Below are 14426 nucleotides of genomic sequence, written 5' to 3' on the forward strand. Positions count from 1 at the left end.
ATCCAAATTAAAGAAGGGAACTGGAAGTTTTTGTCGAATAACTTAATAACAAAAAAAATAAGACAGGTATAAACCCTGTCTTAATTGTTTTTGATTGAATTTACTGAAAATTATAAAAACGATAATTATTAACAAAAAGACTGTTTAACCGCAAAATTCGACCATTGGCCAGGTTTTAAATGCTAATAACTGTCCAAATAGAGTATAATAACTTTACACAGTCTGACCTGGTTTTTATTGTAAAGGTGCAATGAGAAGAAAAGGAGCAGAGGTGTTTCAGGGATGGCTGTGGTGCAGACCATCAAAGAGAGATGTCAGACTTGTTACTCCTGCATCAGAAACTGCCCGGCAAAAGCCATCAAGGTTGTGGAAGGACAGGCTACGGTAGTGGAGGAACGTTGTGTCAGTTGCGGCAACTGTGTGCGGGTTTGTGCCCAGAAAGCAAAGGTTGTTGACAGCAGGGATATGGACCTGGTCAAGGGGTTCCTAAGTTCCGACCAAACAGTGGTAATTATGCTGGCGCCCTCCTTTCCGGCGGCCTTTGCCGGAGTGGCGGCTGACCATCTGTTCGAAGCTTTGTTAGCCATGGGGTTTGCCCATGTGGAAGAAGTAACGACGGGAGTTCAACTGACAGTCCCCAAATATCAGGAACTTTTGGAAAAAGGGGATCAGGAGTGCGTCATTGCCAGTTATTGCCCTGCGGTAGTGGGGTTGATCGAAAAACATTACCCGCAGTTAATATCTTACCTGGCGCCTATTGATTCAGCGGTTACGGCTACGGGTAAGTATGTGAAAAAGAAGTTTCCTAATGCAAAAGTTGTTTTAGCGGGTCCGTGCATTGCCAAAAAAGAAGAAGCCAGGAGCGACAAACGGCATATAATTGATGCTGTGCTCACCTTTAAAGAGTTGAAAGAACTTTTCAGTCAGGCAGGAATTGAAATTCCGAAGAGCAAGACAGAAAAAAATGTCGGAGAAAACTTCCTGCCAAGGTTATTTCCGCTACCGGGAGGATTGATCAAAAACCTGAAGCTTGTTGACGGATTTATACCTGAGCTGGCCTCCGTTGAAGGAATAGACAACTGTTTGAACATCCTGCAAAACATGAGTCAGGGCAAGGTAAAACCCAGGTTTATTGATATTCTGTTTTGCCAGGGATGTATTGACGGGCCCGAGATTGACAGTGATAAGGACCTGCTCACCAGAAAAGCTTTAGTTTTTGACTATGCGCAGAAAAAACTAAACAATCCTGCAAGAAAACTTCCCTTCTTAGACCTTACCAGGACATACTCGGACCAATCACGCCAACTGCCTTATCCATCAGAAAACGAGATCAGAAAGATTTTGAAGCATACCTACAAAATTAAACCAGAAGATGAACTAAATTGTGGCGCCTGCGGATACAATACCTGCCGTGAAAAGGCCATAGCCGTTTATCAGGGGTTGGCCGAAATAGACATGTGCCTGCCTTACCTGTTGCATAAATCCCGCGGGGAGATCGAATATTACCGGGACCGTCTGAAAAAGGCCGTTACCCCGCCGTCTCATTATCTGGATGCTATTATCGGAGAAAGCGAAGTTATAAAAAACTTAAAACGGACAGTAGAAAAAGCGGCCAAAAGCGATTCCACCATTCTCATCCAGGGTGAAAGCGGCGTCGGCAAGGAAATGATTGCTCTTGCCGTCCACAACCTGAGCAGCCGCCGCAACAAACCCTTCATAGGCATTAACTGTGCAGCTTTGCCGGAACTGCTGTTAGAATCAGAATTATTTGGTTATGAAGAAGGCGCCTTTACCGGCGCCCGAAAAGGCGGGAAATTAGGCAAATTTGAGCTGGCTGAAGGAGGGACCATCCTCCTTGATGAAATCGGTGACCTTCCGCTGAGCATGCAGGCCAAGCTTCTGCGTGTCCTGCAGGAACGGGAATTTGAACGGGTTGGCGGAACGTCCACCATCAAGTTAAATGTACGGGTCATGGCAGCTACGAACAGAGACCTGAGAAAGCTGGCTCAGGAAGGCAAATTCCGTATTGACCTGTTTTATAGGTTAAATGTCCTGCCGATTTCCGTACCGCCGCTCCGGGCGAGAACCGAAGATATTCCGCTACTGATCGGTCATTTTATTGAAAAACTAACCAAGGACAAAAATATTTCACCTAAAATTGTTGCTGATGAAACCCTTGAGCTGCTGCTTAAATATGATTGGCCGGGCAATGTCAGAGAGTTGGAAAACATCATAGAGAGGGCCATATATCTGACTGAGGGTAATGTAATCAGGGAAGACTGCCTGCCCCCCCATGTCCGTGAGCTGAAAGGTTATAGCGGCCAGACCATAAAACCGATCAAAGAAGCTGTGCGGGAAATTGAAAAGCAATTGATTACGGAAGCGTTAAAAGCTACCAAAGGCAATAAGGTTATGGCGGCAAAACTTCTGGGTATTACGAGGGTCACTTTATATCAGAAGCTGAAAGAATTTAACCTGGAATGAGACAAGAATAGTGTAAATTTTCATTAACATGTAAAGAAACTGAACATTTTGAAAAAATTACACTGTGTAGATATTTTCAACAGGTCATGTATATAAAATGTACAATATGTTGCTGTAAATCCCCCGTAGTACCTTGGCACAAATTTTGCGGAGAGTAAAACATGAGTTTGGTATTTGTTGCTCTAAAATAAATTGTCTCCAATAGAAGGGGTGGTGGTAAGGCCGGGGAGGAAGCAGAAGATTTTCGACAAAGCAAGGTGAGGGCTAAAATTTGAGGGGGGTGTACATATCTAATGATTGACCTTGCAAGAGCTTTGCGGAAGGATATTTCCAGACGGTCCTTCATCAAGTACAGTGCAACTTTGGCGGCAATGTTAGGCCTTTCTGATGCCTTTGTCCCCAAAATTGCCGCAGCAGTGGAAGGAATGGCCAACGGAAAGCAGCCTGTTATCTGGCTGCATGGCGCCGAATGTACCGGGTGCACGGTATCCTTTGCCAATTCCCATCACCCGGGAGTGGCCGAATTGGTTTTGGACACTCTGTCCCTGCAGTATCATGAAACTCTAATGGCAGCCAGCGGTCACGTGGCAGAAAAGGCGCTGGAAGAGGCCATGACCAGATTCAAAGGAAAGTATATTCTGGTTGTGGAAGGAGCTATTCCGGTTAAAGATGACGGTATTTACTGCCGGATCGGGGGCAAAACCTTCAAATCCAAGGTGGAGGAAGCAGCAACCAATGCCGCTTATGTGGTGGCAGTGGGTACATGTGCATCATTTGGCGGTATTCCTGCCGCTGATCCGAACCCAACGCAGTGCAAAGGCGTAGCAGATGTCATTGGCGGGACAGTGGTCAATATTCCCGGTTGCCCGGCCCATCCCGACTGGATTGTTGGCACTATAGTGAGCATCCTGCTGTTCAACAAAGTTCCTGAATTAGATAAACACGGCCGGCCAATGCCTTTCTTTGGCAAGCAGATTCATGAAAACTGCCCGCGCAGAGGTGGGTACGAACAGGGCAGGTTTATCAAGAAGTTCGGGGAGGAGCTGCCTGACATTGAGGGCTGTATGGGTGCCAAGGGGTGCCGTGGGCCAATAACCTATGCCGATTGTCCGCACAGGCTCTGGAACGCCGGAACCAACTTCTGTATAGCAGCCAGCGCTCCATGCGCCGGTTGTGTTGAACCGTCCTTCCCCAAACTGCCGCTTTATGAACCCATTGAAGAAGTGGCGAAGTTTATCGAGGAATCGGAAGCTTCACAGGATGAGGGCAGTATCAGCACCTTTGCAGCCAGCCTGGGAGGAGCTGTGGCCGGCGCTGCTGCTGGAGCGGGAGCAGTTTATTTCGCCGGTGAAAAAGCCAGAGAGAAAGAGGGTGTTGAATAGTGGCTCAAAAAATTGTTGTTGATCCGATTACGAGGATAGAAGGGCACCTGGCCATTGAAGTCGAGGTCGAGGGTGGTGTTGTAAAGGACGCCAAATGTAAAGGTACTCTTTTCCGCGGGCTCGAGATAATCTGCCAGGGTAAAGATCCCAGGGACGCCGCTGTTTTAACGTCCAGAAGCTGCGGCGTTTGCCCTGCCGAACATGCCCATGCTTCTGTGCAGCAACTGGATATGGCTTTCGGAGCGGAAGTGCCTGATAACGGAAGGATTATCCGCAATTTGGTAGCCGGTTCTAATTTTATAGCTTCCCACATTCTGCATTTTTATCATCTGACCGCATTGGACTACCTCGATATTATGGCTATAGCCCAATATAACGGCGCAGACCCTGCCTTATTAAAAGTCAGGGACAAAGTGGTTGCCCTGGTAAAGGCGGGAGATACGGCGCCGTTTACCCCGCGTTACAATCCGGATCAGTTTTCTGTAGCCGATCCTACGGTGGTTACCACGGCAGTCCACCATTACATTCAGGCGCTGGAAATGAGGAAAAAGGCCCAGGAAATGCTGGCGATTTTTGGTGGCAAGATGCCCCACCATGTTACCTATGTGGCGGGCGGTGTGACTATCCAGCCAACGCCGGACAGGATAGCCGCGTTCCGGAGCAGACTGCTGGAACTCATTGATTTTATTAATAATGTATACCTGAAGGATGTTCTTTACTTCGGAACAGGGCCTCTCAAGCCGCTGCATGATATGAAGGTGGGCGCAGGTTGCGGCAATTTCCTGTCTTACGGTAACTTTGACCTCGGCAAGTCCGGCGACTTTAACAACAGATTCCTTAAAGCCGGTGCTATCTTTAACGGTGATCTGACCAAAGTTAATCCGCTTGATCCAGACAAGATTCATGAAGAAGTCAAATACTCCTGGTATGAAAACACTACTACAGGCAAACACCCCTATGAAGGCGAGACAAAACCCGATGCAAAGAAAGAAGGGGCTTATTCGTGGCTAAAGGCTCCCCGTTATGACGGAAAACCCATGGAAGTTGGCCCATTAGCCAGACAATTAGTTACCCAGGAGAAAGGCTTCATGGACCTAGTAAATAAACTGGGAGCATGGCCTTCCGCTGTGGCGCGGCACGCTGCCCGGGCCTGGGAATGCAAGCTTATAGCTGAGGCAATGCTCAAATGGGTTGGCGAACTGAAACCCGGTGAGCCCGTATGCAACGAGAAGCCTGTTCCCGAAAAAGGCCGGGGCATGGGTCTGGTAGAAGCCGCGCGTGGGGCTCTCGGCCATTTCGGAGTGATTGAAAATTATAAGATCAAGAATTACCAAATGGTAGTCCCCACTACCTGGAACTGTTCTCCTGCAGATGACGAAGGTGTAAAGGGGCCTGTTGAACAGGCATTGGTCGGAGCTCCTGTTCCTGATCCCGAAAATCCTATCAACCTGGTGCGGATTGTACGGTCCTTTGACCCGTGCGTTGCATGTGCGGTACATCTGATTCACCCGGATACCAACGAAATTAAAAAGTTCAGGGTAGTTTAGGGAAGGCCGGGTGATAGCATGGCCACCGCTGACAAGAAGATTCTGGTCCTGGGTGTGGGGAACATTCTTTTAAAAGACGAGGGGGTAGGCGTCCACAGTCTGAAAGAACTGGAAAGTTATAACCTGCCTTCCAATGTACGGCTTCATGACGGCTGGGTGGCGGGCATTGATCTACTTGAAGTCATCCAGGAAGCCGATAAATTGATTGTCATTGATGCCGTAGATGCTCAGGCGGAGCCGGGTGCAATCTTTAGATTTGCGCCTCATCAGGTTGAAACAATGGTGAAAAAGCACAACACCTCCCTGCACCAGATAGATCTCTTCGAAACTTTGAAAATAGCTAAGTTTCTGGACAAATGCCCGGAGACAGTGGTCATCGGAATTCAACCCAAACTCATTGACTGGGGCCTGGAATTGACCCCTGAGATTCGGGCCGTTTTGCCCAGAGTGGCGGAGATTGTCTGTCAGGAAATAGAGATGTCATGAAAAGATACTGAGCAGAAGAAGGGAGTGAGGGATCACAATGGGAGTCAGTCGCCGTACTTTTCTGAAACTATCCGGCCTAACTGCTGCCGGTTCCCTGGTGAGCGGCCTGGCCACAGGTATTGCCTCGGCCACAACGGTCGAATACACAGCAATTCCCGGCGTAGACAGTAAAGCCTTGTTTATCGATGTGACCCGGTGTATTGGATGTGCCAGTTGTGTAACGGCCTGTAAAAAGCAAAATAACCTGCCCGCCCCCTACAAGAATTCCAAGTTCACCAACGGGGACAACTGGACGGCTGTTAAATTTTATAAGAAAGAAGACAAGGACAATGGCGGCCTGTACAAGGTCAAGATGCAATGTATGCACTGCAATGAGCCCTCCTGTGTGGCAGTATGCCCCACCGGCGCTGCCTTTAAGCGAGAGGACGGGGTCGTATTAATAGACGGAGATGTGTGCATTGCCTGTAGAAACTGTGTAGTGGCCTGCCCTTATGCTATACCGGGAGAAAATAAAGAATCCGGGGTAGTGGAAAAGTGTACCTTTTGCAAGGAACGTATGGCGGAAGGCAAACCTACAGCCTGTGCAGAGGCATGCCCTACGGGGGCAGTGCAGTTCGGCGAAAGAGAAGAACTGCTCATAAAGGCGAACGAAAGACTGGGCCAACTGAAAAAACAGGGTTACACAAATGCCAATATCTATGGGAATAAAGAGCTTGGCGGCCTGAAAGTGATTTACATTCTGCCCGATCATCCCCTGAAAATGGGTTTTATGGAAAACCCCAAAGTTGCAACAGGCGATGTGCTACTGAAATGGGCAATGGGTTTGGTTACGGCGGGAGCAGTGATTGCCGGGCCGCTGCGTAAAGTTTTCCGGGATGATGATAATTCTGTCGGGATAACTCAGGATAAGGGGGTGCAAGCGGGTGAGTAGAGAATTAGTTTGGGGGTTACCCGTAGCGCTGTACCTGTTTGTCGGCGGCATGTCAGCAGCGGCATTCTATGTTGGCGTCTTTGCTGACCTGTTTAGCAAGGGAAAACTGAGGGACGTAGCCCGCCTCAGCTCTTATGTGGTACTCATTCCCATTGTTATAGGGCTTTTGATGCTGGTCATTGACCTGGGCCAACCCTTGAGGTTCTGGCATCTGATGTTCCAGTTCAATCCCACGACCCGCATTGTTTTTGAACCGGGTTCGGTTATGTCCTGGGGCGTCTGGATTCTGGTGATTTTCTCCTGCCTGTGCGGGGTGGCTTATCCGCTGTTTTGGCTGGCTGAAGAAAAATTTGCCCGGAACCTGCCTGTTTTGCCTGCATTGGCCGGCAGAGAAAAACTGAGAAAAACCTTGGGCGTTCTGGGTCTGCCCTTTGCTATGGGGGTAGCCGCATATACCGGGGTGCTGCTGTCAGCCACCTCTGTACCGGTCTGGGCGACTACGCCGATTTTGCCGGTGTTGTTTACGGTTTCAGCTACCTCTACCGGTTTGGCCGCCATTCTGGTAATGATGGTGTTAACAAAACATGATGACCACGATGCCATGGGGAAGATTGAAAAAGGAGATAATGCGTTAATCCTTATTGAAATAGCAGTGGTGATGGTGCTGGTTATTGCCTTGTTCCTGGCTGCGCCATGGACCGATGCGCTGCAAAACCTGTTGGTTGGCAAGTATGCTGTGTTCTTCTGGATTGGGTTTATTTTCACAGGGTTGATTCTGCCCCTCTTTATCCAACGGTACAGCTTGAAGAAACCTCATGCCGGGACAGGGCTTGTACTGGCCGGGGCACTTCTGGTCCTGCTCGGCGGCTTCTTCCTGCGTTATATCATGTTGCTGGCAGTTTAGCAGAACTATTGGCCGCCTTCTGGCAGCCGGGATAATGAAAGAAACAGTGATAAAACAGGGGGTTACCCCGGCTGCCTTTTTTTTAGTTTCACCTAACAAAGTTTTAAAATTCAGAAGGGAGGAACGGCAAATGGAAATATCCAGAAGAGGTTTTCTGAAACTGACAGGAGCATCAACGTTGACCGTAATTCTGGGGGACCTGGGATTTGACCTCTCTTCGGTCCAGGCGCAGGTGAAAAATTTAAAGATCAAATCCGCCCAGGCGACACCCACTATCTGTCCTTACTGCAGTGTGGGGTGCGGGATACTGACATATGCTGAAAACGGCAGGCTGATTAATACGGAAGGGGATCCTGACCACCCCATCAACCAGGGCGCCTTGTGCAGCAAGGGCGCTGCCGTGTACCAGGTGCATGACAATGAAAAAAGGGTGAAAAAACCCCTGTACAGGGCCCCCGGCAGTGATAAATGGGAAGAAAAGGACTGGGATTGGGTCCTGGATAAAATCGCTGTTCCGCCACATCTACAGGTATGGCGGCCTTGATGCTGGTATATGTCTGGAAGGAAGGAGACAGCGATGTCATCAAAAAGCTGGCTAAGGCAGATCTGATAGTAATTATATTCGAGGTAATTGTGTTAATCATGCTTCTGGCGTCGCTGAAATCTAATGCACCACAGGCAGCCTCCGTTATTCTGACCGGTTCCTATGCCATGTTTTTCTGGCTGGGTATGGTGGTGCTGGGTTTGCTGGTACCTTTTGCCGTGGAGATTTATGAACTGTTTACGGCCAGGGGGCATGCGGCTTTAAAGATGACGATGCCCACTCTGGCCGGTTTATCAGTCCTGGTTGGCGGCTTCCTGATGAGATATGTGATGCTGTATGCCGGCCAGGTATAATCTGAAATCCTGCTTAGTTCTCTTATTATACATTTCCGTTATACATTTCCGGGGCAGGGACAACCCTGCCCCAACCTTCCCCTTGCACAAAATAAAGGAGTTGAAATCATTGACTGTAGTTAACCTGCCCAGGGAACTGCTTGCATTTTACGAAGAAATGGATAACCTGTTAAACGGTTATACTGCCAAAATACGGCTGCCTGAAATGGAGATAACAGACAGCATTTTAAACCGGCATTATGCTGAGGGGATACCCCTGTTTACCCTTGTTAAACCGGCAATAGATAGAGACCTTTGCAGAGAAATATTCTGGAACTTATGTAAATTGCTTGAAGGGAAGAGACCGCAGGTCGGGAGTCAGGTGAAAACCCTCATAGATGTGGCCGGACATGCCATTGATCGGCTTGTCAACGATTATGTTTCCGGGAATGATAAGGACATTGAGCGGCTGGTTAAGGAAAACCGGCTTAACAGGATGACGGTGAATTTCATGCTTGAATGCACTGCCAGGCCTTTTATGAAGGCTTATGCCCGTTTGGCCGGTCCCTGTACAAAAAATGAAAAATGGCAAAAGAATTACTGTCCTATATGCGGACATAAAGCCAGATATGCCTGGATTAAAGAGGATAATAAAAGGTTTTTACAGTGCAGCCTATGTGACCGTCAATGGTTGTTCAAAAGGCTGGCCTGTCCCAATTGCCTGAACGAAGAACATACGACACTGAAAACCATATTTATTGAAGAAACACCTGATTATCAGATTCACGCCTGTGAAGAGTGCAAAACCTATCTTAAGGTCTTCAGTACCGGTGAGGAAGCCGGTAATACAGGTTTAAAAGATGCTGCAACGGTTTTTCTAGATATCATTGCCCAACAGAATGGGTACGTGAGCAATTATTTTACAAGTTGACCTGCCAAGGTCTTTTTTTCTGTAATACGTATAAAAATGGGGGCGGTAGGAAATTTATATTATTCGGGAGCAAATTCGGTTCCATAAAATAGTTGTTATACCAAGTTAAGTTATCGCAAGAAAATATGTGTTATAACGAGAAATAAAGTGGAAAATAAACATGAAATGGGATTAGAGGAAAATATCTCGAAAAAACAGTTAAAAAACCGGTTTGATTTTGAAATACCTATTTTATATTATTATTAATGTATTAGCACTCACAACGAATGAGTGCTAACAAAATTGGTAATAATATAATAAAAACAATAAATCGCAAGGAGGGGTTAGAGAAATGATTAAACCATTGGGTGACAGAGTGGTAGTCAAACCTTTGGCTGCCGAAGAGAAAACTGCCAGCGGCATTGTTCTACCCGATACTGCCAAGGAAAAACCTCAGCAGGGAGAAGTTATTGCCGTTGGTACCGGTAGGACTCTGGAAAACGGCCAGAAACTTGCCCTGGAAGTTAAAGTTGGGGACAAGGTTATTTACTCCAAGTATGCCGGAACAGAAATCAAGCTAAACAATGAGGAACACCTGATCCTCAACGAGCGCGACATTCTGGCAATTATGGAATAAAAATGATAAAAGGAGGTAAGACAAGTGGCTAAAGAAATTTTATTTCGCGAAGAAGCACGCCGCGCTCTGGAAAGGGGCGTTAATGCTTTAGCTGAAGCTGTTAGAGTAACTCTCGGCCCTAAAGGTAGAAACGTAGTACTGGACAAGAAATTCGGTTCTCCGTTAATTACCAACGACGGTGTAACCATTGCCAGGGAAATTGAATTACCTGATCCCTTCGAAAACATGGGGGCTCAACTGGTTAAGGAAGTAGCCACCAAAACTAACGATGTTGCCGGTGACGGTACCACAACAGCTACCATTCTTGCTCAGGCTATTATCCGTGAAGGATTAAAGAACGTAGCTGCCGGCGCTAACCCGATGATTCTGAAAAAAGGTATCGAGAAGGCCGTTAATGTAACGGTAGAGGAAATCAAGAAAATTGCTAAACCTGTTGAAGATAAACAGGCTATTGCGCAAGTTGCTTCTATTTCCGCAGCTGATGAAGAAATCGGTCAGTTAATCGCTGAAGCAATGGAAAAAGTAGGTAAAGACGGTGTCATCACTGTTGAGGAGTCCAAAGGCCTGAAAACTACTCTTGATGTAGTTGAAGGTATGAACTTTGACAGGGGATACATATCTCCTTATATGATTACTGATACCGATAAAATGGAAGCTGTGCTGAATGACCCGTATATCCTCATTACCGACAAGAAAATCAGCGCTATTGCTGACATTCTGCCGGTTCTGGAGAAGGTTGTTCAGGCAGGCAAGCCACTGTTAATTATTGCTGAAGATGTAGAAGGCGAAGCACTGGCTACCCTGGTTGTTAACAAACTGAGGGGAACTTTCACTTGTGTTGCCGTTAAAGCTCCTGGCTTCGGCGACCGCCGCAAGGCTATGCTGGAGGATATTGCTATTCTGACAGGCGGCCAGGTTGCATCCGAAGAAGTGGGCGTTAAGCTGGACAGCGTAACTATAGACATGCTTGGCCGGGCCCGCCAGGTTAAGGTTAAGAAGGAAGAAACCGTTATCGTTGGCGGTCAGGGCAAGCAGGAAAACATTGAAAAGCGCATTGCCCAGATTAAAACTCTTATCGAAGAAACCACTTCCGATTTTGACCGTGAAAAACTGCAGGAGCGCCTGGCTAAGCTGTCCGGTGGCGTAGCTGTTATCGAAGTAGGCGCTGCTACCGAAACGGAAATGAAAGAGAAGAAGCTGCGCATTGAAGACGCTCTTAACGCTACCAGGGCTGCTGTTGAAGAAGGTATTGTACCCGGTGGTGGAACAGCCTTCATTAGCGTTATTCCTGCATTAGATAAGATTGAAGCTGAAGGCGATGTTAAGACCGGTATTGATATAGTCAAGAAGGCCCTTGAGGAACCGGTTCGTCAGATTGCCAACAATGCCGGTCTGGAAGGTTCCGTCATTGTGGAAAAAGTGAAAGAGCAGCCTGCAGGTGTTGGCTTTAATGCAGCAACTGAGGAGTATGTTGATATGATTGCCGCAGGTATTGTTGACCCGGCTAAAGTAACACGCTCCGCACTGCAAAACGCTGCAAGTATTGCCGCAATGCTGCTGACCACTGAGACCATAGTTGCGGATAAGCCTGAGAAAGAAAACAATGCTGCAGGTATGCCTGGCGGCGGCATGCCTCCGATGATGTAAAAGGGAAGTCCGTTAACAGCAAAGTGAAAGAGGATAAATTGTTCCCTCGGGGGAAAATTTATCCTCTTTTTTTGCCTTGTTGTTTTTAAACATTCAAACCTGGCCGGTTAAAAAACTTCAGAATGAGTTAAAATTATCTTGACTGGGCGCCAAAGCAAATGGTAAACTAATAACACAAAAGCATAGCGGAATAGTAGGAAATCAAATTGCTCATTTGGAGGGGAATATCATGAAGGTGGCTAATAGCGTTACTGAGTTAATCGGACGTACGCCGCTGGTCAGGCTGAATAAAGTGGCTAAGGGATTGCCCGGGCAGGTGCTGGCCAAGGTGGAATACTTTAATCCCGGCGGCAGTGTAAAAGACCGTATAGGTTATTACATGATTAAGGTTGCTGAGGAACAGGGCTTAATTAATAAAGACACAGTTATTATAGAACCCACCAGTGGCAACACAGGTATTGCTTTGGCCATGGTTGCTGCAGCCAGGGGATATAAACTTATCTTGACCATGCCGGAAACTATGAGTATTGAGCGGAGAAATATTTTAAAAGCTTATGGGGCCGAACTGGTCCTCACCCCGGGGGAAAAAGGCATGCGGGGAGCTGTGGAAAAGGCGGAAGAACTGGCCAGGGAAATTAAAAATTCATTTATACCGCAGCAGTTTGCCAATGCCGCGAACCCTGAAATTCACCGTAAAACAACGGCTCTGGAGGTTTGGGAAGATACTGACGGTAAGGTAGACGTTTTTGTCGGCGGGGTAGGTACCGGGGGTACGGTGACAGGTGTAGGCGAAGTATTAAAAAACAAGAAAAAAGAAGTCAAGGTTATTGCTGTTGAACCTGCTGATTCGCCTGTCTTATCAGGAGGGAAACCTGGCCCCCATAAAATACAGGGTATAGGAGCGGGCTTTATTCCCGAAGTGTTGAATCTGAAAATAATTGACGAAATTATGCAGATAACTTCTGAACAGGCTTTTTCTATGGCCCGGCGATTAGCCAAGGAAGAGGGCTTATTTGTCGGCATTTCTTCCGGCGCTGCTGCCCATGCCGCGGTGGAAGTGGCCAAACGCAAGGAAATGGAAGGAAAACTGTTAGTAGTGTTGTTACCGGATACAGGGGAAAGATACCTTTCGGCATGGTAAAAAATTTTTAAAAGCAATGGGCAGATTTGCCGCAGCAATGAGGCCGAAATTCCAAGGAATTCGGTCTTTCTTTTTATTACTGCTATTATTTGGTTGATGGACCCCTTGGGTGAACCAAAAGAAGAAAATACCGGAATTTGGATATATTACGGAAATTTAGAAGGAATTAGGGTGATTTTGGGCGAAATAAAGAAAAAATGAGTAAATTTGAAAACGAGGGGCCCAGAAAGTGAAGGATAGTTTAACTTCTGCGGTATCGATGAAAACTAAAGATGTTACTTTCAATATCCTGAAAAAATTGTTTAATCAAATTACCCTGACCGATGAATTGGAAGTGGGGTCTACCCGTAAGGCTGTACGGGAAGTGCTTAAACAGGTGCTGCGACACCGGAATCTAATGGCCAATTTGACCAGAGTCAGGTCATATGATTCCTATACATTTGACCATTCCGTCAATGTATGCATGCTGTCCCTGTTGATGGGTTTCTACCTTAACCTGAGTAAGAATGAGCTGCATAATCTGGGCATCGGGGCTTTGCTGCATGATATTGGCATGGAGCGGGTTGATAAAAACCTCATATATAAAACAGGCCCTTTATCTCCTGAAGAAATTAGGCAGGTGAGAAAACATCCCTGCTGGGGTTACGAAATGCTCAGCGTTATCGCCGGCTTGCCGGAAGAAGCGGCTGTCGTTGCCCTGCAGCATCACGAGCGGTTAGATGGATCAGGTTATCCTAATTCTATAGGGGGAAAACAAATTCATTATTTTGCCAGGATTGTGGCGGTAGCTGATGTTTTTGACGCGTTGCTGGCCGACCGACCCTTCCGGAATGCTTTTTATCCGCATCAGGCAGTGGACATTATTGTCAAGTACAAGGGACAGTTCGACCCGGAGGTTTTGCATATTTTTCTTGATAAAATTGCTATTTATCCTCTTGGCACGAAGGTGCGGCTTAATTCCGGCGAAATTGGCACAGTGGTGGACATGAACAGGGGCAGCCATACCAGGCCAATAATCCGTCTGGAGCAGACAGGGAACAGCCCGGCGGCTGTCTACAGGGAAATAGACCTGTCAAAGCATGAAGATCTGTATATTGTAAAGGTTATCCGATAACAAATATTTTCTCGAGAACCAGGACAACCCAAGTTGAATTTGTGTGCAGATTGTTGTATAATATACTTCGTGACAATTAATTTGCCGAAGTAGCTCAGCGGTAGAGCAACGCACTCGTAATGCGTAGGTCGTGGGTTCAAATCCCATCTTCGGCTCCACGAGGAAGCATACAACCGCAAGGAATTGCGGGTTTTTGTTTTTTACATGAGAAGATTTTCATAGATAAAAATTACTAATGCATCACAAAGTCTTAAGTATTCTTATTTTTTACCACTAAGAATATCATCAAGCAGCAAGACCGCTTGTGATTCTGCATGTTTCACCAGCTATGGTCAGCAAAATCGCGGACAAGATTTTACCCATAATT

General features: G+C 46.9%; 13 protein-coding genes and 1 tRNA gene. All 14 read left to right on the forward strand.

The genetic code is table 11. The features are described 5' to 3' along the window. Positions 1-282: 282 nt before the first annotated feature. The 14 genes from ACSNJE_RS10715 (at position 283) to ACSNJE_RS10780 (ending at position 14217) form a co-directional block, all read left to right on the forward strand. On the forward strand, positions 283-2484 hold the full coding sequence (locus ACSNJE_RS10715) for a sigma 54-interacting transcriptional regulator (protein WP_474773612.1): 2202 nt from the start codon (positions 283-285) through the stop codon (positions 2482-2484). A gap of 293 nt (positions 2485-2777) precedes the next feature. Continuing rightward, positions 2778-3866 (forward strand): hydrogenase small subunit, encoded by a 1089-nt coding sequence (locus ACSNJE_RS10720; protein ID WP_474773611.1) that lies wholly within the window; start codon positions 2778-2780, stop codon positions 3864-3866. Next, the gene (locus tag ACSNJE_RS10725) at positions 3866-5413 is read left to right on the forward strand and encodes a nickel-dependent hydrogenase large subunit (protein ID WP_495252643.1); all 1548 of its coding nucleotides are present in this window, start codon (positions 3866-3868) and stop codon (positions 5411-5413) included. The genes ACSNJE_RS10720 and ACSNJE_RS10725 overlap by 1 nt, the downstream gene beginning before the upstream one ends. Positions 5414-5431: 18 nt before the next feature. Next, positions 5432-5899, forward strand: coding sequence for a HyaD/HybD family hydrogenase maturation endopeptidase (locus ACSNJE_RS10730; RefSeq protein ID WP_052218495.1), 468 nt, complete (start codon positions 5432-5434; stop codon positions 5897-5899). Between the two features lie 37 nt (positions 5900-5936). Further along, positions 5937-6830, forward strand: coding sequence for a 4Fe-4S dicluster domain-containing protein (locus ACSNJE_RS10735; protein ID WP_495252644.1), 894 nt, complete (start codon positions 5937-5939; stop codon positions 6828-6830). Next, complete coding sequence (gene nrfD / locus ACSNJE_RS10740; protein WP_495252645.1) at positions 6823-7734, forward strand: NrfD/PsrC family molybdoenzyme membrane anchor subunit; 912 nt, start codon at positions 6823-6825, stop codon at positions 7732-7734. Before ACSNJE_RS10735 ends, nrfD (ACSNJE_RS10740) begins: the two co-directional genes overlap by 8 nt. Positions 7735-7864: 130 nt before the next feature. After that, complete coding sequence (locus ACSNJE_RS10745) at positions 7865-8278, forward strand: twin-arginine translocation signal domain-containing protein (protein WP_160315559.1); 414 nt, start codon at positions 7865-7867, stop codon at positions 8276-8278. Beyond that, positions 8278-8631, forward strand: coding sequence for an NrfD/PsrC family molybdoenzyme membrane anchor subunit (gene nrfD / locus ACSNJE_RS10750; protein ID WP_495252646.1), 354 nt, complete (start codon positions 8278-8280; stop codon positions 8629-8631). Before ACSNJE_RS10745 ends, nrfD (ACSNJE_RS10750) begins: the two co-directional genes overlap by 1 nt. Positions 8632-8740: 109 nt before the next feature. Further along, complete coding sequence (locus ACSNJE_RS10755) at positions 8741-9541, forward strand: formate dehydrogenase accessory protein FdhE (protein ID WP_474773605.1); 801 nt, start codon at positions 8741-8743, stop codon at positions 9539-9541. Between the two features lie 331 nt (positions 9542-9872). After that, a complete protein-coding gene (groES, locus tag ACSNJE_RS10760) occupies positions 9873-10157 on the forward strand; it encodes a co-chaperone GroES (protein WP_013119662.1) in 285 nt (94 codons plus the stop codon). Positions 10158-10181: 24 nt separating this feature from the next. Next, positions 10182-11804 carry a chaperonin GroEL gene (gene groL / locus ACSNJE_RS10765; RefSeq protein ID WP_013119663.1) on the forward strand — a complete coding sequence of 541 codons (1623 nt, stop codon included), beginning with the start codon at positions 10182-10184 and terminating at the stop codon, positions 11802-11804. A gap of 229 nt (positions 11805-12033) precedes the next feature. After that, positions 12034-12945 carry a cysteine synthase A gene (cysK, locus tag ACSNJE_RS10770; protein WP_474773604.1) on the forward strand — a complete coding sequence of 304 codons (912 nt, stop codon included), beginning with the start codon at positions 12034-12036 and terminating at the stop codon, positions 12943-12945. Positions 12946-13174: 229 nt separating this feature from the next. Further along, complete coding sequence (locus tag ACSNJE_RS10775) at positions 13175-14059, forward strand: HD-GYP domain-containing protein (RefSeq protein ID WP_495252647.1); 885 nt, start codon at positions 13175-13177, stop codon at positions 14057-14059. Between the two features lie 83 nt (positions 14060-14142). After that, positions 14143-14217 (forward strand) — tRNA-Thr (locus tag ACSNJE_RS10780). Positions 14218-14426: the final 209 nt, after the last annotated feature.

The organism is Thermincola sp. GK-1 (assembly GCF_059412445.1).

Coding starts and splice junctions, on each gene's coding strand:
- ACSNJE_RS10715 (WP_474773612.1), top strand. CDS start 283: ATGGCTGTGGTGCAGACCATCAAAGAGAGATGTCAGACTTGTTACTCC.
- ACSNJE_RS10720 (WP_474773611.1), top strand. CDS start 2,778: ATGATTGACCTTGCAAGAGCTTTGCGGAAGGATATTTCCAGACGGTCC.
- ACSNJE_RS10730 (WP_052218495.1), top strand. CDS start 5,432: ATGGCCACCGCTGACAAGAAGATTCTGGTCCTGGGTGTGGGGAACATT.
- ACSNJE_RS10735 (WP_495252644.1), top strand. CDS start 5,937: ATGGGAGTCAGTCGCCGTACTTTTCTGAAACTATCCGGCCTAACTGCT.
- ACSNJE_RS10745 (WP_160315559.1), top strand. CDS start 7,865: ATGGAAATATCCAGAAGAGGTTTTCTGAAACTGACAGGAGCATCAACG.
- nrfD (WP_495252646.1), top strand. CDS start 8,278: ATGCTGGTATATGTCTGGAAGGAAGGAGACAGCGATGTCATCAAAAAG.
- groES (WP_013119662.1), top strand. CDS start 9,873: ATGATTAAACCATTGGGTGACAGAGTGGTAGTCAAACCTTTGGCTGCC.
- cysK (WP_474773604.1), top strand. CDS start 12,034: ATGAAGGTGGCTAATAGCGTTACTGAGTTAATCGGACGTACGCCGCTG.